This window comes from Thiorhodococcus fuscus (genome assembly GCF_042682685.1).
GTDB lineage: Bacteria > Pseudomonadota > Gammaproteobacteria > Chromatiales > Chromatiaceae > Imhoffiella > Imhoffiella fuscus.
On sequence record NZ_JBHUHX010000059.1, the window covers coordinates 15,975 to 39,250 of the forward strand.

Here is a 23,276-nt window from a genome sequence, read left to right on the forward strand (position 1 = left end):
TCGGTCCCCGGACCCGCATCGCATGAGGTTCAGAAGTTCACCTGCACCAGCAGGCCCAAGGTGTTGTCGTGATAGTCCTGGGATCCGGCATCCAGGTAGACCGCCTGGCTTCCCGAGTCAGTGGGTACCGGGTTGGCGGCCACCCCGGCATAGTGCCAATCGTCGACGCTGCCCTGTTCGTAGCGGTAGATGGCGCGCAGGGCGACCGACTTGGAGATGGGGAAGACCAAATTCAGGCCTAGGGTGTGCTGGTTGTAGTCTGAATCGGGCATGCCGCCCCCGGCCAGCGCCACGATGGTGGAACTCAGGCCGAGCGCCGCATCGTTGTAGTTGTAGTCCAGGCTGGAGGTGCCGGTCACGTAGCTGTAGTCCAGTTCCAGCCGCGCGAAGCCGAGATCGTAGCGCCCACCGAGACCGATGGCATGATTGGTGTCGTCGTAGTCGACGGTCCACTTGCGGCTCTCCGTCCATAGCGGACTGTTGGCCGCATGATCGCCGCACTGAGCGCTCCACTCGCCGGACGACACCAACACCGTATCGACCAGGCTCGCGCCGCTGCGCGCCGGGGCGGTTGGAGTGGATCCACTGCCGACGGCGCCATCGCTGTAGAAGTAGTAGTAGTTGCCGATGACGCAGCCGTTCGGCTGGATGCTGGACTGGGTCATGGAGGAGCGCTGATAGCTGTAATAGCCATAGAGCCCCAGCTTGGCGGACGGTTGCCAGTTGACGTCCAGCGAGGCGGTGCCGAGCGTCTGATTGTCCTTGCGCCCGAAATCGGAGTCGGGAAAGCGGTTTTGGCGATACTGACCGCTGATCCCCACGTCCAGATCGTGCCGTGCGATGAAGTCCAGACGCAGGTCGAGCGCCAGACGATCGCGGTCGGCGAGATCGAACTTGCGGAAGGATTTCATGGCATGGATCCAACTGAAGAGATTGGTCGTGTCGGCAGTCGGCTCAGGCCCCAATGAGACACTGAAGAACTCTTTGTAGGGGTCGGGATCGTAGCTGTCGCCGCGCCGACGACCGACTTCGGCGGAGCCCCTGATGGTCCCCCATTGGTAGGCCCGATTCAGATAACCGATCTTGAGCATGTCCTCCCAGGTCGAATCGCGCTCGCGATACTCGCGATGGTATTGCTCGCGCTCGATGTGGCCGGTGATGGTCTGACCTCGGGCCAGCCGGTATTCGCCGCCGAACTCGACGTTGGTCTTGCTGTACTCATAGGGAACGTTGCGGATGTTGGACGCGCCCGAACTGGGGACCAGCCCCAACGCCTTGACCGCATCCAGGTTGCAACCGGCCGAGTCGTAAGCGGTGGCCAGGGTTCCCGCCGGATTGTTTCCAGCCGTGGTGTCGGGGAAGGCGAAGGCGCCGCCGGTGCCATCGTTCAGCAAGCGGCCCCACTGCCCGGTGAGCGGGTTGCAGGCCAGATACTCGGTCTTGTTGTCGGTCTCGTAGTAGCGGATTTTGGTGTCGAGCCCGAGCTTGTCGGTGGGACGCATCGAGAAGGCTACGTCGAACAGCCGGGTATCGATCTCGGCGCCAGAACGCTGACGACTCAGCGCGGACGTGGTGTTCCAATTGTTCTCGGCCGAAACGCCGTTGATCGAGATGCCGCTCAGATCGCTGGTCGTGGGCGCGATCAGATGATCATTCTGCTTCATCTTGCTCAGCGACACGGTCGCGGTGAGACGACTGTGGTACCACTCCGGCATCGAACGACCGTATTCGGCCTTGATGTTGTAGAAATCGTTATCTGGGTAGAGATCGTAGCGCCCGCCGGTGAAGCGGGTCGGATCCAGCACACCCGAGGATGCGGCGACCGTGTTGGTCGAAACGTAGAGCGGGTTCTCGAAGGTGAGCGTGTCGATATTGTTGCGGAACAGCGAGACGTTGGTCTGCAGATTGAGGCTGTTCTTGCCGTCGTCGAAACGCAGCATGGCCAGAATGTCGTGGGTGTCGTAATCGATCGATTCCGGGATCTCCACGCTTCCGCCGCCGCCACCGCCGCCGAACACGGCACCGAAGGGGCGCGAGCCGTCGCGATGTTCCAGGCTGTAGCGCCCGATGAAGCGCCACTTGCTGGAAATGTATTTGTCGAAGCTCACGCCACCGGTCTCGCGAACCAGACTCAGCTCCGAGTCCTCCACCGCCTCGATCGCGTTTCGCAGCCCCGAGACGGTCGCGGTCTGGCTGGCCGTCGCGTTCATCGTGCCGTCCGCGTTCTTGACCCCGACCCCACCGGCCGGCACCCCGTTCAGGGTGAGATTGCTGCTGCCCACACCGCTCCAGAGGCTGCGATAGCGGTTGGTGAAGACGTGCGGGGTCTCGTTATAGAAGAACTTCACCGACCAGTCGTTATAGCGTCCGAGGCTGATACCCTCGAATTGATCGCGATAGCCGACACCGCCGCCCAACGCCTCGAAGAAGTAGCCCTTACCCTTGCCCAGTTGCTCCGCCTGCACGGAAAAATTGTTCAGATAGAGCCCGGAGTTCGGCAGATCCTTGTAGGTTCGGAACCAGGCATTCTCCGTATCGCCGCCGGTCGCCATGCCGCCGATCTCGATCTGGCCATGATAGTCCCACCCATCCCCGGCGGAGCTGGTCTCCGGCACCTTCGCCGGCCAGCCCAAAAGCTTGCCGGTCGGGGTGCGCTCGTCCGGCCAGGCATCCAAACCGTCCGGATCGTGCTCGGGAACGGTCTTGAGCGTCAGAGGATTGAGCGCATTGCCCAGATGCTCGCCGACGCCGGCCGCCGAATCCGCTCGTACCGGGGCGGCGATCATCTGCGCGACCGCCGCTGAGACGCAGAGCGCCAAGGTCTTTCGCCACGGTGTCATCTCGCTCCTCCCCGTCTTGCGTCCGCATTGACCCCGAAGCGGGGCATGACACAGTCCTTCGGTGAGTGTTCGGTTCATCGCTGCCACCTCGCACCGGAGGGATGATTGCTGCCGTGGACCTGGGTATGACAGTTCTGGCAGGAGCGCCCGATGACGCGTTGGCTCTGGGCACCACCGATCAAGGCGGATGCCGCCGTCTGGCTGTTGTTGAACAGCTGACCGGGATGACCGATCGAGGCGTCGTGGCACTGCTGGCACAGCCAGGGACGCGGCGCGACCAGCAATTTCTCGTTGTTCGAGCCGTGCGGCAGATGGCAGTTGGCGCAGTTCTCGCGCACCGGGGCGTGCTCCCAGATGAAGGGACCGCGCTTCTCGGCGTGGCAGGTGTAACAGACGTCGTTGACGCTATCGCCCTTGAGCAAGGGACTGGTGCTCGAACCGTGCGGATTGTGGCAATCGACGCAGCTCATCTTGCCCTCGGGCAGCGGCATGTGGGATCGCTTGTGGAAGTCCGCTCGCTGTTGCTGGTGGCAGTTGAAACAGGTCTCGGAAACGGTCGAACGGACCAGTGCGCCATTCAACGAGTTCTTCACCATCGGGTTGTGACAGTCGCTGCAGGCGACGCCAGCCCGATCATGGGCCGAGCTGGTCCAGTGCATCTGACCGCCACCCTTGTGGCAGGTCTGACACTGGGCATTCTGAACCGCCACCGGCGTCCCCCAGTCACGGGTGTAGCCGATGATCAGCGAGCGGTTCAGGCTATCGTCGGCGTGCTTGGACCCCGGCCCATGACAGGCCTCGCACATCTCGGTCTGGGCCGGCGTGCGCGGATTGGAGCGAAACGCCTTCAGATGCTTGCCCATGCTGGCATGCTCGTTCGCATGTGCATGGCACTCGAGACAGGCCTTCTCCCCAATATAGGTCGAATCCTGATTCATCAGATCCACCTCCGTCCCAGGATGGGCCGAGTTGGATTCGTCGGGGACCGTCCCCTGGTGGCTGGGCGAACAGGAAACGGCCAGCAGCGCCAACACAGTCGCAGCCGCCAGCCGCCCTCCCGCGCGAGCGGGCACAAGCAAGGAATAGATGCTCATTGCACTCCTCGATCTTCTTATCGTTCTGATCGAGCACCAGGACCGGCGCCCGTCTGTATTTCTTATCGCCCTGAGGTCGTAGCCCGGAGGGAGCCATCAGGGAGCGGCCCTCCGAAATTCAGGGGCCTGAGGACACGGGTCTAGTCTGACAAAGAGGCCGGCGGCATTATTGACGCAAAATGACAGGGGTTTTGACTCTGCGTGACACCCGAATGAATAGGACGCAATGCGTCCTGCCGGGGGCCGGGAAGCCACCAGCACCCGAGGTCGCCCTGAGAGCGACGACGATCAGTCGATGAGGAGTTCGGAGGAGGCGCGGCGGCGCGCGTCGCGCGGAGACAGACCGAAATGCTTACGGAAGGCCCGGCTGAAATGGGCTTGGTCGTTGAAGCCCCAGGTGAAGGCGACGTCGCTGATCGACCGGCGTCCCGATGGCTCCTGGCACAGCTCGCGGTAGCACTGCTCCAACCGCTGCACCCAAACCCAGCGCATCAGGGAGGTTCCTTCGTCGGCGAAAACCCGGTGCACCTGACGGGCAGAGAGCCCGACCGAAGCGGCGATCAGATCCACGTCCAGGTCGGGATTGCGCAGATTGCTCAAAACGACCTGTTTGATCCGATCCTTTTGCAACAGCGATTGCCGAAGGCAGTCTTGGTTGACCGGAACCGCGAAACAGATCAGGGCACCGATCAGATTGATGATGACATCCGCCAGATGATCGCTCCCTGCCGAAACGCTCAACGAATCCTGCCAGCGATGCAGCGAACGCACGGCATCGCAAAAGACCGCAGGGACACCGCTCGTGCCACGGATCGGCGTCATCATGGCCGCGCGCCACAGCGGAAAACGATCGACGACTTCCTCCTCCGACACCTCGACCATCGCCATACGGTAGGGCCCGACGACATCGAGCGAGAGTGGCCGTCCGCTGCGCAGCAAACAAAGATCCCCTGCCTCCAACTCGACCCGGCGCTCGCCCTGACGGATGACACCCGCGCCTTCGAGCAGGACCAACGCCGCAATACGGGCCGCGTTGCCGCATCCTGCTGCGTCGATGGCAAGTGCGGTGCCTTTGATCTTCAGCATCTCGACCCGCCCCACGCCACAGCGCAGAACGCTCTGACGCTGGCACACCTTCGCGGTTGACTCATGTAGCCCAAACGCATCGACGCCTTGGGCCAAGGCATCGAAAAGGGTTGCACTCGCCTCGATCCGCGACGGATCAATCACGCCAAGGAGTTCATTTCGCTGCGGCAACCGCTTATGGCGGCTGAAATCAGATCCATCCATCGGCAATTCCAGGCAGACCGATCTGCCGATTTTTTACACATTTATTTTTCAATGTGATCGACGTGAGATGCATCGTCAATGACTTACATCAAATCAAGAGTAAATATAAATTTACACTATTGACGTTTGTCATTCACAAACGCAAATCGATATGTGTACAAAAATCCCTTCCAGTCTCAAGAAGACAGGAAGACGCGTCGAGGCGCAGACGAGGATCAGAATCGATCTGTCCGGCAGCGAGCCTAGACTTAGAAAGGCGAACGCCAGCGACGACTGAGCGCAATCAGCACCCGAACGACTGACATTCGACTAAACCGAATACACGAATCGAAATGCAGAACCGACCACTATCTCGGGTTGAAAGCGCGGCCTGACGAAGACGAGAATGAGACAGAAACGGGTGCGCGGAAACATGCCTTTGTACATATCGCCAGCCGAACATGTCGGCCGCCAGGGTGCGCGCGCAAGGAAGGAGCGATCTAGGCGGAGATCCCGTTGGCAGCGATGACGCCTGCCGCTATAGGCAAAACCGAAAATCAAGACAAAAAAGAAGGGCTTAACCTTGCGGCTAAGCCCTTCTTTTGTTTGGCTGGGGGACAAGGATTCGAACCTTGGTTGACGGAGTCAGAGTCCGTAGTCCTGCCGCTAGACGATCCCCCAATAAACTGCTTTTCAGCGCCAGATCCGGTGATCTCCACTGGGACGGTAATTATAACCGTTGTTTGCCCAAGAGAACACCAGATACAGGGGCGAAAATTAACGCTTGGAGAACTGCGGACGCTTACGTGCCTTGTGCAGACCCACTTTCTTACGCTCGACTTCGCGCGCATCGCGAGTCAAGAAACCAGCGCGACGCATCGGGGAGCGCAGTTCCTCGTTATAGAGAACGAGTGCGCGGGCGATGCCGTGACGGATGGCGCCGGCCTGCCCGGTGTTACCGCCACCGGACACGGTGACATTGACATCGAGACGGTCGACGAGACCGGCGGTCTCAAGCGGCTGACGCACGACCATGCGAGCGGTTTCACGACCGAAGAACTTATCGAGCGGACGACCATTGATGGTGATGGTACCGGAGCCCACCGACAGGAAGACCCGTGCTGCAGATGTCTTGCGGCGACCGGTAGCGAGTTGCGTTTCGGACATTCCAGAAATTCCTATACGTTGAGCTCAAGGACCTGAGGCTGCTGTGCCTGATGACCGTGGTTCGGTCCGGCATAGACGCGCAGCTTCTTGAACATGGCGCGTCCCAGCGGGCCGCGTGGAAGCATGCCCTTAACGGCCAGCTCGATCGCACGTTCCGGAGCGGTCTCAAGCAGCTTGCTCAGATTGGTGGACTTGAGGTTGCCGACGTAACCGGTGTGACGGTAGTACATCTTGTCCTGCAACTTATTGCCAGTCACACGAATCTTCTCGGCATTGACCACGACGAGATAGTCGCCAGTGTCCACATGGGGGGTGTACTGGGGCTTGTGCTTGCCACGCAAGCGAAGCGCCAGTTCACTGGCCAAGCGACCGAGGGTCTTACCATCGGCGTCAACCAGATACCAGGCGCGGCGAACCTCGGCGGGTTTGGCGCTAACAGTCGTCGTCATGATCCTTCGCTCCGGGGGAGCCCGGCGCACTGTGTTATGATTGCGCGCAGGCCGTAAATTCATTGCTTTCGAGAAAGACCGCGAACTATACACGATCAAAATCACGGACGCAACTAGGTAAATCGTCAAGGGTAGCGACTCCCATTTAGAGTCTCTTACTCCCCGTCGACGGAGGGGCAGGCTCTACCGAATCGCCTTGCGTCTGTGGCGCCCAGCGCTGAATTCGACTTCGGCATCCGGGCTGGCGGCCTGTTCGCGTAGCCGACTATTCTCTCCGAATGCCGCACCGAATACAAGCCAGCAATCGGCGCGCGACGCGTCGGCCTAACCGGGCAACTTCAGCCGCTCGACGACACGTCCGTGAATGACGTGCTCCTGAAGAATTTCCTCGGCGTCATTTTCGTTCGCGAAGCTGTACCAGACGGCTTCCGGGTAGATCACCATGACCGGCCCCTCGCCGCAGCGACCGAAACAGCCCGCCGCGTTGACCCGCGTGCCGCCCGGCCCGGCCAAGCCGAGCTCCTTGATGCGACGTTTGAGGTAGTCCCGCACCGCGCTCCCACCGGAGGCGGAGCAACATTGGCGGCCATCGTCGCGCTGATTGGTGCAAACGAACAGATGCGTTTTGTAGTAAGCCATCGTCAATAGCCTGAATTACACTCGTGACACGGCTTCGAGGTTACCATGACTCGGCGCGACCAAGGTCGCCTAACCCTTGGACGTCCTCTCGCCCCGACCACGTCTCTCATCCTTATCGATCCTTCGCGAATCAACCGCTCCCTTGCTTGCCCTGTGAAACAACTGCTGCGAAACGGTCGCGCCGAACGACCGATCCACTCTCATTGCCCCACGGACCGATCCGGTCCCTCGGATCAGGAACTGCTCAGACTCGCCGATCAATGCGTGAAATGCGGACTCTGTCTGCCGCTCTGCCCGACCTACGCCCAGACCCGCAACGAGGCGGATTCGCCGCGCGGACGGATCTCGCTCGTCCAGGGCTGGGTGAACGGCGACTTGGCGATGACGTCAAAATTGGCCGGCCATCTGGACAGTTGCCTGACCTGCCGAGCCTGCGAGACCGGCTGCCCATCCTTAGTGACATTCGGCCGAATCATGGATGGCGCCAAGGCACGCAGGGTGGCCAGCCTGTCACGCTGGCGCCGCGCGCTCAACCAGACCTGGATCGCCGCCCTGTCCAATCCGCGCATCAACGCGAACCTAGGACGCTTCGCCAGAAGCTATGCGCACAGCGCATTGGCTCGGCTGGCTCGATGGCTGCGGCTCGACCGGCATCCGAGGCTGTCCCCCTTCTTGCGGCTCACGGGGGCCATCGCGGTCAATGCCCGCACCTTCATTCCAGAGACTCGGGAATCGAGCGACATCGAACTTTTCGTGGGCTGTAGCGGCGAGACGGCGCAGGGTGGAGCCATCGCGGCGGCGATGGAGGTCTTCGAGCGACTAGGCATTCGCGCCGACCTTCCCGGCACGGCGTCCTGCTGCGGGGCCATGTTGCGGCACAACGGCTTCTCAGATGCCGCCCAGTCGCATCGCAATGCACGGATCGAGGCGGGCTCGAATCGCCCATTGGTCGGACTGTCGAGCGCCTGCATCGCCGAGCTGCGCGAATCGCCCGAACCCGCCGACGCCTGGGAGATCTGCGATTACCTCGATCGACAATCCTGGCCCGAGGCGCTCCAATTGCATCCGCTGCAGGCACGGGTACTGGTTCACGAACCCTGCTCGCACCGCAACCTGCTGGGAGGAAACGCCTCCGTGCATCATCTGCTGGCGCGAATCCCGGAGTTGGAACTGGCTCCGATGCCGGAGAATCATCGCTGCTGCGGCGCCGCCGGAACCTATCTGCTACAACAGCCCGAAATGGCAGCCGCCCTGCTCGCCGACAAGCTAGACCCAGCGCTGGCCGCCGCCCCGGATATCATCGTCACGACCAACTCCGGCTGCGCCCTGCACCTGCTCGCCGGCGTCCAGGAGGCAGGACGTTCAGTCGAGGTCATCCATCCGGTGGAGTTGCTGGCTCGACAAATGCCGAGTTGAAAAGCGACGATCCGAAACTCAGACTCTTGTGCATCGCATCATTCAAACGGTTTATTTCGACATGACGACACACACCCATCAGGCCCGACGCTACTCGTCGGTGGACCGTCTGCTCATGAATGCCGACCAGGCATTGCGCACCCTCTTTGGCCGCCCCCAAACGACCGAGCGCCCGAACCCCGCCGACGTACATCTGGAACCGGAACTGCGCAACGACCAGCGCCGACACATCGCGCGCCTGATGCGCATCAATCACACCGGCGAGGTCTGCGCCCAGGCCCTCTATCAGGGTCAGGCACTGACCGCCAAACTTCCCGAGACGCGCGACCGCATGGAGCGCTCGGCAGCCGAGGAGAACGATCATCTCGCCTGGTGCGCGGAGCGACTGAATGAGCTCGGCGACCGCAAAAGCCTGCTGAACCCGCTCTGGTACGCCGGATCCTTCGCCATGGGCGCTACAGCGGGGCTCGCCGGGGACAAGTGGAGCCTCGGATTCGTGGTCGAAACCGAGCGGCAGGTGGAGAACCACCTGGCCGGACATCTGGAGCAGATCCCAGCCCTGGATGGCAAGAGCCGTTCGATACTGGAACAGATGAAGGCCGACGAGGTCCACCACGCCCAGGTGGCCAAGACGGCCGGAGGCGTGGATCTGCCGGCCCCGATCCGGGCCGCGATGAAGCTGACCTCGCGCATCATGACCCGCACCGTCTACTGGATTTAAGCACCAGGACCCGCAACGCGCGCACCATAGCCCGGGTGAAGCATCGCGAAACCCGGGAAGACCTCAATGCCGGGAAGTCACCTCCGAGCGAAGCGCTTTGGAAAAACCGACCGACCCTCCCAAACCCGCCCATTCAGACAGGGGCGAACGCAACGCCCGACGACAAGGTGCACCTTCAGGCCTCGCGTACCTCGAAATCGTGCGTCACGGTGGCCGACGCACCGAGCATGATCGAAGCCGAGCAGTATTTTTCCGCGCTAAGACGGATCGCATGCTCGACCCGTGTGGGATCCAAACCTTTGCCGGTAACGATGAAATGGGCGTGTATGCGCGTGAATACCTTGGGGTCTGACTCGGCCCGCTCGGCCTCCAGTTCCACGACACAATCGGTGACCTCCTGACGCGCCTTGCGCAGGATCAGAAGCACGTCGAACTGGGTGCATCCCCCCATCCCCAGAAGCAGCATCTCCATCGGCCTGACACCGACATTACGTCCTCCCAGCTCCGGCGGACCGTCCATGACAACACCATGCCCCGATGCGGATTCACCGAGCATGGCGGCCCCATCGATCCACTTAACCCTCGCCTTCATCAACTAACCTCTTTGATTATCCGATCCAGTCTTCGCTGGATGAAGATCGCATTCCGGTCCCCAGGTTGCACCGACGACCGCAAAACTGTACACAGGACACTGAGGAGCGACGTGTCTCGCCTCCCCCCACGTCGACCCAAACGCCCCTGTTTATCAAGACCTCGGGCGAGGCTAGCACAGTTCGACAAGGCGCCATACCACGCCTAGAATCTTTCAAAAACGCGGCCCGGACGACACAGCAACCTATGACTATTCTGAGACCCCTGAAGGAAGATCCTAAGTGGCTGGAACCCTTTCTGGCTCAGTGCCATACCAAAAGCTATGACAAGAACGTCGATTTCATTCGACAGGGACAGGCTGCGGAAAGTCTCTACTACCTGATCGAGGGTTCGGTGTCCGCCCTCATCTTCGATGAGGAAGAGCGTCGCGAATTGATGCTCGCCTATATCAACAAGGGTGAATTCATTGGCGAGATGGGACTGTTCGTTCCTCAGAACACCCGTAGCGTCATCATCCGCACCCGGACAAAGTGCAAGGTGGCCGAGATCACCTACCAGCGTCTCGACCGTCTGCTGAGCGACGAGTTGCGCGACGTTGCCAAGGAGTTTCTCTACAGCATCGGATTGCAGCTTTCACAGCGCCTGCGGATCACCAGCCGCAAGGTCGGACATCTCGCCTTCCTGGACGTTACCGGCCGTATCGCCGGCACATTGCTCGATCTCTGCAAGCAGCCCGACGCCATGACCCATCCCGACGGGATGCAGATCCGCGTCACCCGCCAGGAACTCGGCCGCATCGTCGGCTGTTCGCGCGAGATGGCGGGGCGGGTGATGAAGAACCTGGAAGAACAGGGACTGGTCAGCGTCAAGGGCAAGACCATCGTGGTCTACGGGACCCGATAGCGCTTTCCGAAACCGGCGTAGGGCGCAATAGCGACAGCGTATTGCGCCGCATGGCAGGCAAGCGATTTGGTCCGCACAACGGACCCTACATCCTTACGAACGGCGCAATACGGCCGCCCCCAAGATCGAACGACGGCAGCTCATCGAACCCTTCACCGGCCACAAAGCGACGAAGCCACCCTCGAAGGCGGCCTATTGCGCCCTACAGGCATCAGAAGAACAGACTGGCGAGCTGCGCACCCGGATCCGGTGCACGCATGAAGGCCTCGCCGACCAGAAAGGCGTTCACCCCGTTCTCCCGCATCAGGCCCACGTCCTCGCGCGCCAGGATGCCGCTCTCCGTGACCAGCAGCCGATCCTCGGGAACGGACTCCAGCAGACCCAGCGTGGTCTCCAGCGAGACCTCGAAGGTGCGCAGATTGCGGTTGTTGATGCCGATCAGACGCCCGGAAACCGCCAAGGCACGCTCAAGCTCCTCCGCGTCGTGCACCTCGACCAGTACGTCCATCCCCAAGGAGTGCGCCAGCGCGCTCAGATCGGCGAGCTGGGCGTCCTCGAGACAGGCCGCGATCAGCAGAATGCAGTCGGCCCCGATGACCCGGGCCTCCCGGACCTGATAGGGATCGATGATGAAATCCTTGCGGATCACCGGCAGGTCGCAGGCCGAGCGGGCCTCGATCAGATAGGCGTCGCTGCCCTGGAAGAAATCGATGTCCGTCAGCACCGACAGACAGGCCGCGCCCGAGCGCGCATAGCTGGCGGCGATCTCGGCCGGACGGAAGTCCTCGCGCAGCAGCCCCTTGCTGGGACTCGCCTTCTTGACCTCGGCGATCACCGCCGGCTGTCCGGCCGCGACGCGGGCGGCGAGCGCATCGGCGAAGCCGCGCACCGGCGAGGCATCAGGGATCCGCGCCGCGAGCTCGGACATGGGCAGACGCTCGGCGCAGGCACGCACCTCCTCCACCTTGCGCCGCACGATCTTCTTGAGGATATCCGGGGTCTCTGCCATGTCGTTCTACCGTTGTGGGATAGATGGGAGCTACCAGCCTCCAGCTGTCAGCTTCCAGCTTGATGTCGGGTGCCCTCGTAGGATGCGGTGAGGAACGAACCGCACCGATCGCGAACGATGCGATTCGCGATGCTCATCGCATCCTACGCGGATGCTCGCCCCTTGCTCAGTCTCTACGCAACCGATGCAAGTGGCCAACCAGATGAGAAAACAGCCAAGTAATCCTGCACGCTCCGCTGAAGGCTGGCGGCTGGAAGCTGGCAGCTACAAACCACTCGTCAGCGCCACCAGCTGCTCCAGACGTCTCGCCGCCTCGCCGCTCGCGAGCACCTCGCCGGCGGTCGCGACGCCCTCGGCCAGGGTCTCCGCGCGGCCGGCCGCATAGATGGCGGCACCGGCATTGAGCTGGACGATGTCGCGGGCCGAACCGGCATCACCGGCCAGGACCGAGCGGACCATTTCCAGGCTCTCGGCCGGATCGCGGACGCGGATCGCATCAAGCTGGGAGCGCACCAGACCGAAGTCCTCCGGGCGGATGGCATAGCGGTGGATCTCGCCATTCCTGAGCTCGGCGACGTCCGTGATGTCGGCGATGCTGATCTCGTCCAGACCGTCGCGCGAATGGACGACCAGGACGTGACGGCTGCCCAGGCGCTGGAGCACCTGGGCCAGGGGCTCCAGCAAGGAGTCGCTGAAGACGCCCAGCACTTGGTTCGGGACCCCGGCCGGATTGGTCAGCGGACCCAGCACGTTGAAGATGGTCCGCACGCCCAGCTCGCGGCGCGGCCCGATCGCATACTTCATGGCGCTGTGATGGCCGGGTGCGAACATGAAGCCGACGCCGACCTCGCGCACGCAGCGGGCGACCTGATCCGAGGTCAGATCCAGACGCACGCCGGCCGCCTCCAGCACGTCGGCCGCGCCCGACTTGCTCGAAACCGAGCGGTTGCCGTGCTTGGCGACGCGACAGCCGGCGGCGGCGGCGACGAACATGCTCGTGGTCGAGACGTTGAAGGTCCCGGACGAATCGCCCCCGGTGCCGACGATGTCGACCGTGTGATCGAACCCGTCCAGCTCCACGCCGCTCGCCAGCTCGCGCATCACCGCGGCGGCGGCGGCGATCTCGGCCACGGATTCGCCCTTCATGCGCAGCGCGACCAGGAATCCAGCGATCTGCGACGGCGCCGCACCACCCGTCATGATGGTGCGCATCACCCGGGTCATCTCGTCGCCGCTCAGATCCCGACGCTCGATGCAACGGGCGATGGCATCCTTCATCTCCATATCAGACTCCTCGCTGATGCGCTCAGCGGTCCTCGATGAAATTGCGCAGCATGGCGTGGCCGTGCTCGGTGAGGATGGACTCGGGGTGGAACTGCACGCCCTGGACCGCCAGTTCGCGATGACGCACGCCCATGATCGCCTCGCGCTCGCCATCCGGGGTCTGGGTCCAGGCGGTCACCTCCAGACAGTCGGGCAGACGCTCGGGGTCGATGACCAGCGAGTGATAGCGGGTCGCCTCGAATGGATTGGAAAGACCGGAAAAGACGCCCTGGTCGGTGTGATACACCTTCGAGGTCTTGCCGTGCATGACCTCGGACGCCTTGACGATATGGCCGCCGAAGGCCTGACCGATGGACTGGTGTCCGAGACAGACGCCGAGGATGGGCACGCGCCCGGCCATGGTCCGGATCAGCGGCACCGAGATGCCGGCCTCGTTCGGGGTGCAGGGCCCCGGGGAAATGACGATGCGCTCGGCCTGGAGCGCGACCACCTGCTCGACGCTCATCTCGTCGTTGCGCACCACCCTCACCTCGGCCCCCAGCTCGCCGAAATACTGCACCAGGTTGTAGGTGAAGGAGTCGTAGTTGTCGATCATCAGCAGCATGTTGCAGCCATCCCTAAAATTCGTTCAGCACCAAGGAGTGGACGGATCGACCGCCCTCAGACCCGCTTCACGCCGCAGCCGTAGCGATCGACGCCCATCTCGGCGGCGGTCACGGCGCGGAAGACGGCGCGGCCCTTGTTCATGGTCTCCTGCCATTCCATCTCCGGCTGGGAGTCGGCCACGATGCCGGCGCCGGCCTGGATGTGCAGGGTTCCGTCCTTGATGACCGCGGTGCGGATGGCGATGGCGGTGTCCATGTTGCCGCCCCAGGAGATGTAGCCGATGGCGCCCGAGTAGACCCCGCGCTTGACCGGCTCCAGCTCGTCGATGATCTCCATGGCGCGGATCTTGGGCGCGCCCGAGACGGTGCCGGCCGGGAAGGTGGCGCGCAGCACGTCGATGGCGCTCATGCCCTCCTTGAGCTCGCCGATCACGTTGGAGACGATGTGCATCACGTGCGAATAGCGCTCGACGATCATGCGGTCGGTGACCCGGACGCTGCCGATCTCGGCGACGCGCCCGGCGTCGTTGCGGCCCAGGTCGATCAGCATCAGATGCTCGGCCAGCTCCTTGGGATCCTCGAGGAGCTCGGCCTCGAGCGCCTTGTCCTCTTCCTCGGTCTGGCCGCGCCGGCGCGTTCCGGCGATGGGACGCACGGTGACGATACCGTCCTCGAGCCGGGTCAGGATCTCGGGCGAGGAGCCCACGACCTGGAAGTCCTCGAAATCCATGAAATACATGTAGGGCGAGGGATTGAGCCCGCGCAGCGCCCGATAGAGGTCCAGCGGGCGCGCCTGGAAGGGGATCGAGAGCCGCTGGGACAGCACCACCTGCATGCAGTCGCCCTCGAGGATGTATTCCCTGATGCGCTCGACCGCCTGCTTGAATCCGTCCTCGGTGAAGCCGGAGACGAAGTCCGACTCGTCGACCTTGCGCTCGGATCCGCCGTTGACGTTCGGCATGCTGTGACACATGCGGTCGGTGAGCTCGGCGATCCGGGCCTCGCCCGCCTCCAGGGTGTCGCCCGCAGTCGGATCCAGATGCACGACGATGTACATGCGCCCGCTGAGGTTATCGAACACCACCACCTCGTCCGAGACCATCAGCAGGATGTCCGGGGTACCCAGCTGATCCGGATTGGGACAGTCGCCGAGCCGGGGCTCGATGTAGCGGATGGTGTCGTAGCCAAAATAGCCGACCAGTCCGCCGGTGAAGCGCGGCAGACCGGCCATGTCGGCGACCTGGAAGCGCTGCTGGAATTCCTCCAGCCAGGCCAGCGGATCCGCGCTCTCGACCTCTTCGACGACCTGACCGTCGCGCTCGACCCGGATCCGACGTCCGCTGATGCGGATGCGGGTGCGGCAGGGCAGACCGATGATGGAGTAGCGCCCCCATTTCTCGCCGCCCTGGACCGATTCGAGCAGATAGGAATAGGGACCGTCGGCCAGCTTGAGATAGACGCTCAACGGGGTCTCAAGGTCGGCGAGCACCTCGCAGGAGACGGGAATACGGTTATAGCCCTGGTCGGACAGGGCACGAAAGGTCTTCGGGGTCATCGGGATCTCCGAGCAAAAAACGAAATCTAGGGTTGGCGGAGGCGTCCTAGCGTCGCCATCGCCGCTCCAACATTGCTCGTCTAGCCGGTATGCTCATGCTGGCAGCCCCCGATCAGGCCGCCGGGGCCAAGAGGCCTTGGAGTTCGGTGAGTGAATCGATCACGGCATCTGGGTTGGAATCGCGAATGTCCTGGCCGTGATTGTAACCGTAGCTGGTGCAAATAATCCCGAAGCCGGCGGCCCGCGCCGCCTTCACGTCGCTGATCGAGTCGCCGATCATCAGCGAGTCCTCCGGCGCGGCAGCGAAATGACCGGCCGCATGCAGCAAGGGCAGTGGATCCGGCTTCTTGCGCGGCAAGGTGTCGCCGCACACGAGAATGCCGAAGTCGTCGTAAAGCCCGACATGCCTCAGCAATGGCTCGGTGAAACAGCGTGCCTTGTTGGTGACCAACCCAAGCGGATACCCCGCCGCCTTCAGAAAATCGATTCCCTCGCGCACGCCCGGATAGAGACCCGAGCGCTTGAAGGTATTCTCGGCATAGAGTTCGAGGAAGATGGGATAGGCGCGCTGGTAGTCCACTTCCTCGGGCTCGCCGTCCAGCGTGCCGATCAAGGCGCGACGCACCAAACGCTCGATCCCGTTGCCCACCCAGGTCCGCACGGCGGCCTCGCCTCGAACCGGGCGACCGAGCCGCGCCATCATGGCGTCGACGCAATAGGCGAGATCCGGAACGCTATCGACGAGCGTTCCATCCAGGTCGAGCAGAATCATCTTCGGCCGCAGCATGCGGTAACAGCTCCTTGGTTAGGCGTGGCGTTTCAGCAATCGACGGAGGCCAATGCCTCGCGCATCTGACGGATGATGCTGTCGTAGCGGTGTGGATCCGTCTCCTTGGCCTTGCCGAAGATACCGGATCCGGAGACGAAGGTGTCGGCGCCCGCCGCCTTGATCTCGGCGATATTGTCGGCCTTGACCCCGCCGTCGACCTCGAGCCGGATATCGAAACCCGAATCGTCGATGATCTCGCGCACCTCGCACAGCTTGTCCAGGGCGGATGGAATGAAGCTCTGACCACCGAAGCCCGGATTGACCGACATCAGCAGGATCATATCCACCTTGTCCAGCACATAGTCCAGGTAGCTCAGCGAGGTCGCCGGGTTGAAGACCAGGCCCGCCTTGCAGCCCTCGCCGCGAATCAGTTGCAGGGTGCGATCGACGTGTTCGCTCGCCTCGGGATGGAAGGTGATGTAGGTCGCACCCGCCGCAGCGAAGTCCGGAATGATGCGATCGACCGGCTTGACCATCAGATGCACGTCGATTGGTGCCGTGACGCCATGCTTACGCAGCGCCTCGCAGACCAGCGGGCCGATGGTCAGATTGGGCACGTAATGATTGTCCATCACATCGAAATGGACGATATCCGCGCCCGCCGCCAAGACGTTGTCGACCTCTTCGCCGAGCTTGGCGAAGTCCGCCGAAAGAATCGAAGGTGCAATGAGATCAGCCGCCATCTGTCGTGTCCCCCAGGATGCGCGTGACGGAAGCCCAAGCGCCGCCGCCCGAATCAGGATGTAGTCGTTATTGGAATCTCGAATCTGGTGCCGTCTTGAGGCGGACGACGCCTCTAGCAGCGAGCAACTCTACCCCATGCGCGCGAGATTTTCACTCGACCGCAAGGTCTGGATCGCGGAATGAAGATTCAGAAACCACGGGTCTGGGCGATCGCCTCATAGGCACGGCGGATCTCGTGGGTCTTGCGTGCCGCCATGCGCAGCGCCTCCTCTGGCAAACCGCGCGAGGCCAGCTTGTCCGGATGGTGCTGACTCAGCAGACGTCGATAGGCCCGCTTGATCTCGGGCACGCTCGACTCGGGCTCGATGCCAAGCGTGGCATAGAATTCGGATAGGGGATGCGCCCTAGGCGCCTCGTCCGTCGCACGTTCATCGGTTCCCCCGCGCTCGCGCCCAGCTGCCGCCTGCACGCGACGCTGCAGCATCACCAGATGCTCCAGTCCCTTGAACTCGACCGCAGAAACCTTCAGAGCGCGTCGCACCTGATCCAGCAGATCCCGCTGCGCCCGGGTCGGTGCCGACTCGACATAGGCCATGCCCAGCAGAACCTCCAGTAGCAACCGCAATAGCGCGCGCTGCCCGGAACAGGAGCGGCTCACCCCCTCGACCATCGCGAAGCAGTCGAACTGCGCCGACTTGCCTTGAGTGAAGAGATCGATCGCGCTACGACGCAACGCGGGCGACAGATCCATGCGATCCATCACCGATTCGGCATAGGCGATCTCGGCCTCGCTGACCCGACCGTCGGCCTTGGCGAGATGCCCCAGGAGGCTGAAGGTGGCCTCGAAGAACCGCTCCTGGATGCGTCCACGCTGCTCGGCCGACAGATCGGCGCGGAGATAACCTCCGGCCAAACCTCGGTCGACGCCCTGCCCCAAAATGGCGCCGAACATAGCCCCGACCGGGCCGCCGAACAGCAAGCCCAGGGCGCCACCAGCCGCCGTGCCCAACCAACGCATGATCCACCCTCCCACAAATCCCTTACCCGTCGCGCCCGGCCATGAGCACCGCGAGGAGTACAATCGCAGTCACGACACCATCGAGCCGCCATTGAATCGAACCTGGCTCGATCGAGGAAACATATCACGCCCATCCCGAGAGGAGACATCATGCAGCTCAGACCACTAGGACGAACCGACATCCAGGTCAGCGCGCTCTGCCTCGGCACCATGACCTTCGGCCAGCAGAACACCGAGGCCGAGGCTCACGCCCAACTGGACCGCGCCGTGGCGGCCGGAATCAATTTCATCGACACGGCCGAGATGTATCCGGTGCCCCCCATGGGCGAGACCCAGGGCCGCACCGAGCAGTACATCGGAACCTGGCTGAAATCCAGAGGATGCCGCGACCGATTGGTGCTGGCGACCAAGGTCACCGGACCGGGCGACTGGCTGCCCCACATCCGGGGCGGCAGCCACCGGCTCGACCGACCCAATATCGAGGCCGCGCTCGACGCCAGTCTCAAGCGGCTGCAAACCGATTGGATCGATCTCTACCAGTTGCACTGGCCAGATCGCAAGACCAACTTCTTCGGCAAGCTCGGTTACACCGAGAGCGCGGAGGACGAGAGCATCCCCTTGCTGGAGACGCTGGAGGTGCTGTCCGATCAGGTGAAGGCGGGCAAGATCCGCCACATCGGCGTCTCCAACGAAACGCCCTGGGGTCTGATGCGCTTTCTCGCGCTCGCCGAGCAGCAGGGGCTGCCGCGCATGGTGAGCATCCAGAATCCCTACAACCTGCTCAATCGCAGCTTCGAGATCGGGCTGGCCGAGGTCGCCATCCGCGAGCAGTGCGGATTGCTGGCCTATTCGCCTCTGGCGTTCGGCGTCCTGTCGGGAAAATATCTCAACGGCCAGCGACCCGCCGATGGCCGGATCACACTCTTCTCACGCTTCAGCCGCTACTCCAACCCACAGACCGAGCGCGCGGCCGGCGAATACGTGGCACTGGCCCGTCGCCACGGACTGGACCCGGCCCAGATGGCGCTCGCCTGGGTGACGAGCCGCCCCTTCACCACCGCCAGCATCATCGGCGCCACCACGCTGGAGCAGTTGGAGAGCAACCTGGCGAGCATCGATCTGACGCTGGATGCCGACCTGATCGCCGAAATCGAGGCGATCCACGTCGAGCAGCCCAATCCGGCGCCCTGATCCAAACGACGAGACGTCGCCGCCATCACGCAAGCACCAGTCCGGCTCGGCGCGCCTCCTCGACGAGTCCGTCGAGCCCGACGCGACCACATTTGAACCCGGCCAGCCGCACGGCCCGCTCGACCGCCGCACACGGCTCAAGGCCGCGCATGAGCGCGTCAATGACGCCCGCATTGAAGGTATCGCCAGCCGCCAGGGTATCGAGCACGCGCGGCGGCGACACGGCCGGGACATGCGCGATCGCGCCGTCGCGCACGGCCAAGGTCGCACCCGCAGCGCCCCAGGCCGCGACGCAGAGCCGAGCCCGGGTGCGCGACATCAGGTCGACCAAAAAGGCATCGGGCGAAGCGAAACCCAGCGCCTCGGCATAGGTGCGTCCAGCGAGGATGAGATCGGGTCGATCCAGCAAGACCTCGATCCCATCTCGGCGCTTCTCCAACTCCAGCGACACCCGAATACCGGGCGCGAGCCGACGCACGCGATCGATCATGCGGCCGGTCTCGGCCGGGTTGCGGCCCTCGAAATGCACCCAACCCAATCCGTCGAGCGGAACCCGCGCGAACGCGTCCGCATCCAGTTCGGGCAGATCGCGATGGTGAACGATGGTCCGGCTCCCGGTGGCACGGCTCAACGCGATGTACGAGGTCGGCGTCGCCCCGCCCGGATGGACGACCGCATGGACCGTATCGATGCCCTGGCGCGCGAAATCCGTGCGAACCCAGCAACTGGCGTCGTCGTCGGCCAGGGTCCCGACCCAGCGACAGACATGCCCCAGTTGGCTCAGCACACCCAGGCTGTTGGCCACGTTGCCGCCGCGCGTCCGACGCTGACTCAGGGCGCGGATCTCGGCATCCTCGACCGGATAGGTCTCGACCTGATTGACGAGATCCAGCGTGACGATACCGACGCCGAGGATCGCACCGCCGCCGGTCGGGAACATGCCGTAGGGATCAGAGATCGCGGGCAACCCGAAAGCCCAGCATATCGAGCCGCGCTTCCGGCGCGAAATGCGCCCGGATGAAGGCACGCATGGAGGAGGAAGGCTTGTTGAAGGCACCCCCGCGCGCGACCCGCTCGGCACAGCCGGGAACGCGCCAGGAGCGCCCATCGGTCGGGGCGCCGCGATAATTGGGGGTGTAGCAGTCGTCAACCCACTCCATGGCATTGCCGGCCGTATCATGAAGACCGAAGGGGTTGGCAGGAAAGGATCCGACCGGAGCGGTGGAGCGGTTGTCCCAGCGCGAGCCGCAGTCGAAACAGACGGCCCGACCCGGTTCGATGCCGTAGCCCCACCAGAAAGGCGTATTGGTTGACGCCCGAGCGGCATATTCCCACTCGGCCTCGGTCGGCAACCGATACACCCTGCGGGTCTCCCGCGAGAGCCATGCTGCGTACTCGCTGGCATCGTCCCAGCTCACCCCGACCACCGGACGCGAGCCACGTCCCCAACCGTAGTCGTCGGGTGGCGCGCGGCCGGTCGCGCGCGTGAATCGGGCATAGTCCTGAAAGGTCACCTCGTTGAGACCGATCAGAAAGGACGCAACCGTCACCTCGTGCGGCGGGCTGAAATCCGCCCCCGCAAGGCTGGCGTTGCCCATCTTGAAGCGACCGCCCTCCACCAGCACCATCGTCGGCCCCAGGGCACCACTGCGCAAACGGTCGTTGCGCACCCGAGGCGACGCGGGCCGCGTCGCGGCGACCTCGGGCGAAGACGACGCCCCAACCGCAGCCGGAGCCTCCGGCGCCGCAACCGGCGCACTGGCCGGCTTCGGGTCCGGGGCCTGGACGGCGATCGACGTCGGCGGACGCTCGGCGATGATTTCGACCGGGACCGCACCGCCGAGCTGAAGCCCCGGAAGCTGGATATGGATCCGGTCCCAGAAGAGATAGAGGAAGCTGAGCATGGTGGCCGACAGCAGCACGAACATGACCAGCGCCCCGATCACGATCCAGGCGGTCTGAATCTTCGGCGGCTCGGAAACAACCGGGGCGGACATCACCACCGGAGAAGGCGGCTCCTCCGGTCGGGCCTTGAGCATGGCGACCTCGTCGCGCAGCCGGTCGAGCTCGGACTGGAGTTCCTGGACGGCCTTGTCCTTGCGCTCGACCTCCTGCTTGAGACCGTCGAAGGCCATGTTCTGGTCCTCAAGCTCGTCTTCGAGTCGGCGACACTCCTCGGTGATGTGGTCGAGCGCCTGCTCCTTCGCCTCCAGGGTCTGCTGCAGAACCGTCATCTCCTGCTGCATGGCGAGACGCTCGGTCGCGGTCGCGACCGAGCTGTCCTGCTCGAACTCCCGTTCGGCGAGCCGGCGATTGAGGCGCATGACTTCCTCCTCCGCCTCCTTGCGCATCCGCTCAAGCGTCTTGCGCAAGGACTCGGTTTCGTCGTCATATTGTGTTTGCGAGTCGATTTGTTCGGTCATCCCGAGAGACATCTCAATGCGTGTATTCATCCAGCCACCCGAAGTGCCGGCACCCGTTCTGGCGCACGGCTCGATCGATCCACTGCGCGCAAAGGCCCATGATCAGCTGTACTTATCCACCAAAACGCGAGTCACTTCAACAGCCCCCGAAAAGGCGGCGAAGAATTCGCCCACCCCAAACGCCAGCGCCCTGGACCGACAGAGATCACGACTTTGTCGGGTCATGATTTCCCGCTAATCTGTGCGGCCCATCGTCGCCAGGAGCTGCTTCACCATGCCATTGCCGTTCAAGGAACATCCGCTGCGTCATCAGGCCGTCGCCGAACTGCATGCGCGCAACTATGAGCCGCTGCATGCGCCCGAACGCGTTTCGCATCTGGCGGCCATCTGCGGCGAGCGCGGCAGCGGTCGCAACCTGCGGCACCTGTTCCGCCTGCTCGAATGCTATGGACTGCCGATCCCGGATCAAATCGACCAGCACTACTCGGCCATGCTCGGCGACATCGGCCTGCTCTGGGAGCGTCACACCGAATTCGTCACCTACACCTTCACCAAGCACGGCGCCTTCATCCACCCCTTCGCACAACCCGTATTGCGGGAGCTGCCCGAGGCATGGCTGCGCGACATGCCCGGCGAGGTCGTCACGGCGACCTCGCTCGCGCTCGAATCACGCGACATGCCGGAACGCAGCCAGGAGGAACTCGACTCCTTCTTTTCGGGCAATCCCATCATCGGCTCGGAGGTGGTCGGTGGGGCCGGACGTGCCTGGTCGGACATGCGCATCCACAGCGACGGCTACTCGCGCATTCTGGTGCGCGACCAGGGGCTATCCAACAGCCAGGCCGGGCGGCTGGTCAAACGCATCCTCGAACTGAACGCCTATCGGGCCATGGCGCTGATTGGACTGCCGATCGCCCGCGAGGCGAATGTCATCCTGAGCCAAGGCGACCGTCGGCTGGTCGCGGTCGCCGCGCGCATGACCGAGAAGGAGGCAGCGGGATCGAGCGCCGAGAGCGAATTGCTCGACGACCTGACGACCCTGGCCTCCGAGATCGAGGCCGTCGCGGCGCGCACCGACTCTCGCTTCGAGGCGTCGCGCGCCTACTACGGCGTCGTCCAGCAGCGACTGGAACAGCTTCGCCAGAAACGCATCGAGGGGCTCCAAACCTTCACCGAGTTCCTTGAGGCCCGACTCGCGCCGGCCGTCGCCACCTGCACCTCGACCTCCAAGCGCCAGCAGGGCCTGGCAGAACGGGCTGCGCGTCTAACCAGCTTGCTGCGCGCCCGCGTAGAGGTTGGGCTTCAGGAGCAGAACCGCAGTCTGCTGGAATCCATGAACCAGCGCGCCAAGCTCCAATTGCGTCTACAGGAGACGGTCGAAGGACTCTCGGTGATCGCCATCGGCTACTACGGGGTCGGTCTGATCGGCTATCTCTTCAAAGGGATCGAGGGCCATGGCTTTCCGATCGACGCCAGCTATGCGACGGGGCTATCGGCCCCGCTGGTGGTCCTGATCGCCTGGCTCGGCCTGCGACGCATGAAGGCGCGTCTGCTCGAAGCCGAGAAGCACCGTGGATAGCCGCAAACGG

General features: G+C 63.3%; 21 protein-coding genes and 1 tRNA gene. 5 read left to right on the top strand and 17 right to left on the bottom strand.

What is annotated here, in order from left to right:
* Window positions 1-29 precede the first annotated feature (29 nt).
* From ACFSJC_RS18375 to ACFSJC_RS18405, 7 genes are all read right to left on the bottom strand, one after another.
* Window positions 30-2,840, bottom strand: coding sequence for an MtrB/PioB family outer membrane beta-barrel protein (locus tag ACFSJC_RS18375; RefSeq protein WP_386028653.1), 2,811 nt, complete (start codon window positions 2,838-2,840; stop codon window positions 30-32).
* A 74-nt stretch (window positions 2,841-2,914) separates the two neighbouring features.
* Window positions 2,915-3,934: a DmsE family decaheme c-type cytochrome gene (locus tag ACFSJC_RS18380; protein WP_386028654.1), complete on the bottom strand. Its 1,020-nt coding sequence runs from the start codon at window positions 3,932-3,934 to the stop codon at window positions 2,915-2,917.
* Between the two features lie 288 nt (window positions 3,935-4,222).
* Complete coding sequence (locus ACFSJC_RS18385) at window positions 4,223-5,164, bottom strand: helix-turn-helix domain-containing protein (protein WP_386028655.1); 942 nt, start codon at window positions 5,162-5,164, stop codon at window positions 4,223-4,225.
* 646 nt (window positions 5,165-5,810) lie between these two features.
* Window positions 5,811-5,884 (bottom strand) — tRNA-Gln (locus ACFSJC_RS18390).
* A gap of 96 nt (window positions 5,885-5,980) precedes the next feature.
* The gene (gene rpsI / locus ACFSJC_RS18395; RefSeq protein WP_386028656.1) at window positions 5,981-6,370 is read right to left on the bottom strand and encodes a 30S ribosomal protein S9; all 390 of its coding nucleotides are present in this window, start codon (window positions 6,368-6,370) and stop codon (window positions 5,981-5,983) included.
* A gap of 11 nt (window positions 6,371-6,381) precedes the next feature.
* Window positions 6,382-6,819 carry a 50S ribosomal protein L13 gene (gene rplM / locus ACFSJC_RS18400; protein WP_007039391.1) on the bottom strand — a complete coding sequence of 146 codons (438 nt, stop codon included), beginning with the start codon at window positions 6,817-6,819 and terminating at the stop codon, window positions 6,382-6,384.
* Between the two features lie 324 nt (window positions 6,820-7,143).
* Complete coding sequence (locus ACFSJC_RS18405) at window positions 7,144-7,458, bottom strand: (2Fe-2S) ferredoxin domain-containing protein (protein WP_386028657.1); 315 nt, start codon at window positions 7,456-7,458, stop codon at window positions 7,144-7,146.
* A 264-nt stretch (window positions 7,459-7,722) separates the two neighbouring features.
* Between ACFSJC_RS18405 and ACFSJC_RS18410 the strand changes: the two genes are divergently transcribed.
* Entirely contained in the window at window positions 7,723-8,874 is a 1,152-nt protein-coding gene (locus tag ACFSJC_RS18410) for a (Fe-S)-binding protein (protein WP_386028658.1), read from the top strand.
* A gap of 61 nt (window positions 8,875-8,935) precedes the next feature.
* Entirely contained in the window at window positions 8,936-9,595 is a 660-nt protein-coding gene (gene coq7 / locus ACFSJC_RS18415; RefSeq protein ID WP_386028659.1) for a 2-polyprenyl-3-methyl-6-methoxy-1,4-benzoquinone monooxygenase, read from the top strand.
* A 175-nt stretch (window positions 9,596-9,770) separates the two neighbouring features.
* On the opposite strand, the gene ACFSJC_RS18420 is transcribed toward coq7, so the two are convergent.
* A complete protein-coding gene (locus ACFSJC_RS18420; RefSeq protein ID WP_386028660.1) occupies window positions 9,771-10,187 on the bottom strand; it encodes an OsmC family protein in 417 nt (138 codons plus the stop codon).
* Window positions 10,188-10,432: 245 nt separating this feature from the next.
* Here ACFSJC_RS18420 and crp point away from each other — a divergent pair, with 245 nt between their 5' ends.
* Entirely contained in the window at window positions 10,433-11,089 is a 657-nt protein-coding gene (crp, locus tag ACFSJC_RS18425; RefSeq protein WP_386028661.1) for a cAMP-activated global transcriptional regulator CRP, read from the top strand.
* Window positions 11,090-11,300: 211 nt separating this feature from the next.
* Here the strand turns inward: crp and trpC are convergent, their stop codons facing one another.
* The 7 genes from trpC to djlA form a co-directional block, all read right to left on the bottom strand.
* The gene (gene trpC / locus ACFSJC_RS18430; protein ID WP_386028662.1) at window positions 11,301-12,098 is read right to left on the bottom strand and encodes an indole-3-glycerol phosphate synthase TrpC; all 798 of its coding nucleotides are present in this window, start codon (window positions 12,096-12,098) and stop codon (window positions 11,301-11,303) included.
* 264 nt (window positions 12,099-12,362) lie between these two features.
* Complete coding sequence (trpD, locus tag ACFSJC_RS18435) at window positions 12,363-13,382, bottom strand: anthranilate phosphoribosyltransferase (protein ID WP_386028663.1); 1,020 nt, start codon at window positions 13,380-13,382, stop codon at window positions 12,363-12,365.
* Between the two features lie 22 nt (window positions 13,383-13,404).
* A complete protein-coding gene (locus tag ACFSJC_RS18440; RefSeq protein WP_386028664.1) occupies window positions 13,405-13,986 on the bottom strand; it encodes an anthranilate synthase component II in 582 nt (193 codons plus the stop codon).
* A gap of 56 nt (window positions 13,987-14,042) precedes the next feature.
* Window positions 14,043-15,542 (bottom strand): anthranilate synthase component I, encoded by a 1,500-nt coding sequence (gene trpE / locus ACFSJC_RS18445; RefSeq protein WP_386028665.1) that lies wholly within the window; start codon window positions 15,540-15,542, stop codon window positions 14,043-14,045.
* 112 nt (window positions 15,543-15,654) lie between these two features.
* A complete protein-coding gene (locus ACFSJC_RS18450; RefSeq protein ID WP_386028666.1) occupies window positions 15,655-16,329 on the bottom strand; it encodes a phosphoglycolate phosphatase in 675 nt (224 codons plus the stop codon).
* 32 nt (window positions 16,330-16,361) lie between these two features.
* Window positions 16,362-17,054: a ribulose-phosphate 3-epimerase gene (gene rpe / locus ACFSJC_RS18455; RefSeq protein WP_386028667.1), complete on the bottom strand. Its 693-nt coding sequence runs from the start codon at window positions 17,052-17,054 to the stop codon at window positions 16,362-16,364.
* 188 nt (window positions 17,055-17,242) lie between these two features.
* Window positions 17,243-18,073: a co-chaperone DjlA gene (gene djlA / locus ACFSJC_RS18460; protein ID WP_386028668.1), complete on the bottom strand. Its 831-nt coding sequence runs from the start codon at window positions 18,071-18,073 to the stop codon at window positions 17,243-17,245.
* Between the two features lie 150 nt (window positions 18,074-18,223).
* Here djlA and ACFSJC_RS18465 point away from each other — a divergent pair, with 150 nt between their 5' ends.
* The gene (locus tag ACFSJC_RS18465) at window positions 18,224-19,264 is read left to right on the top strand and encodes an NADP(H)-dependent aldo-keto reductase (protein ID WP_386028669.1); all 1,041 of its coding nucleotides are present in this window, start codon (window positions 18,224-18,226) and stop codon (window positions 19,262-19,264) included.
* Window positions 19,265-19,289: 25 nt separating this feature from the next.
* On the opposite strand, the gene ACFSJC_RS18470 is transcribed toward ACFSJC_RS18465, so the two are convergent.
* Both ACFSJC_RS18470 and ACFSJC_RS18475 read right to left on the bottom strand, forming a co-directional pair.
* Complete coding sequence (locus ACFSJC_RS18470; protein WP_386028670.1) at window positions 19,290-20,204, bottom strand: PfkB family carbohydrate kinase; 915 nt, start codon at window positions 20,202-20,204, stop codon at window positions 19,290-19,292.
* 10 nt (window positions 20,205-20,214) lie between these two features.
* Window positions 20,215-21,717, bottom strand: a complete 1,503-nt coding sequence (locus tag ACFSJC_RS18475; protein ID WP_386028671.1) for an SUMF1/EgtB/PvdO family nonheme iron enzyme — start codon at window positions 21,715-21,717, stop codon at window positions 20,215-20,217.
* 244 nt (window positions 21,718-21,961) lie between these two features.
* On the opposite strand from ACFSJC_RS18475, the gene ACFSJC_RS18480 reads away from it, so the two are divergent.
* A complete protein-coding gene (locus tag ACFSJC_RS18480) occupies window positions 21,962-23,266 on the top strand; it encodes a DUF3422 family protein (protein WP_386028672.1) in 1,305 nt (434 codons plus the stop codon).
* The last annotated feature ends 10 nt before the right edge of the window (window positions 23,267-23,276 follow it).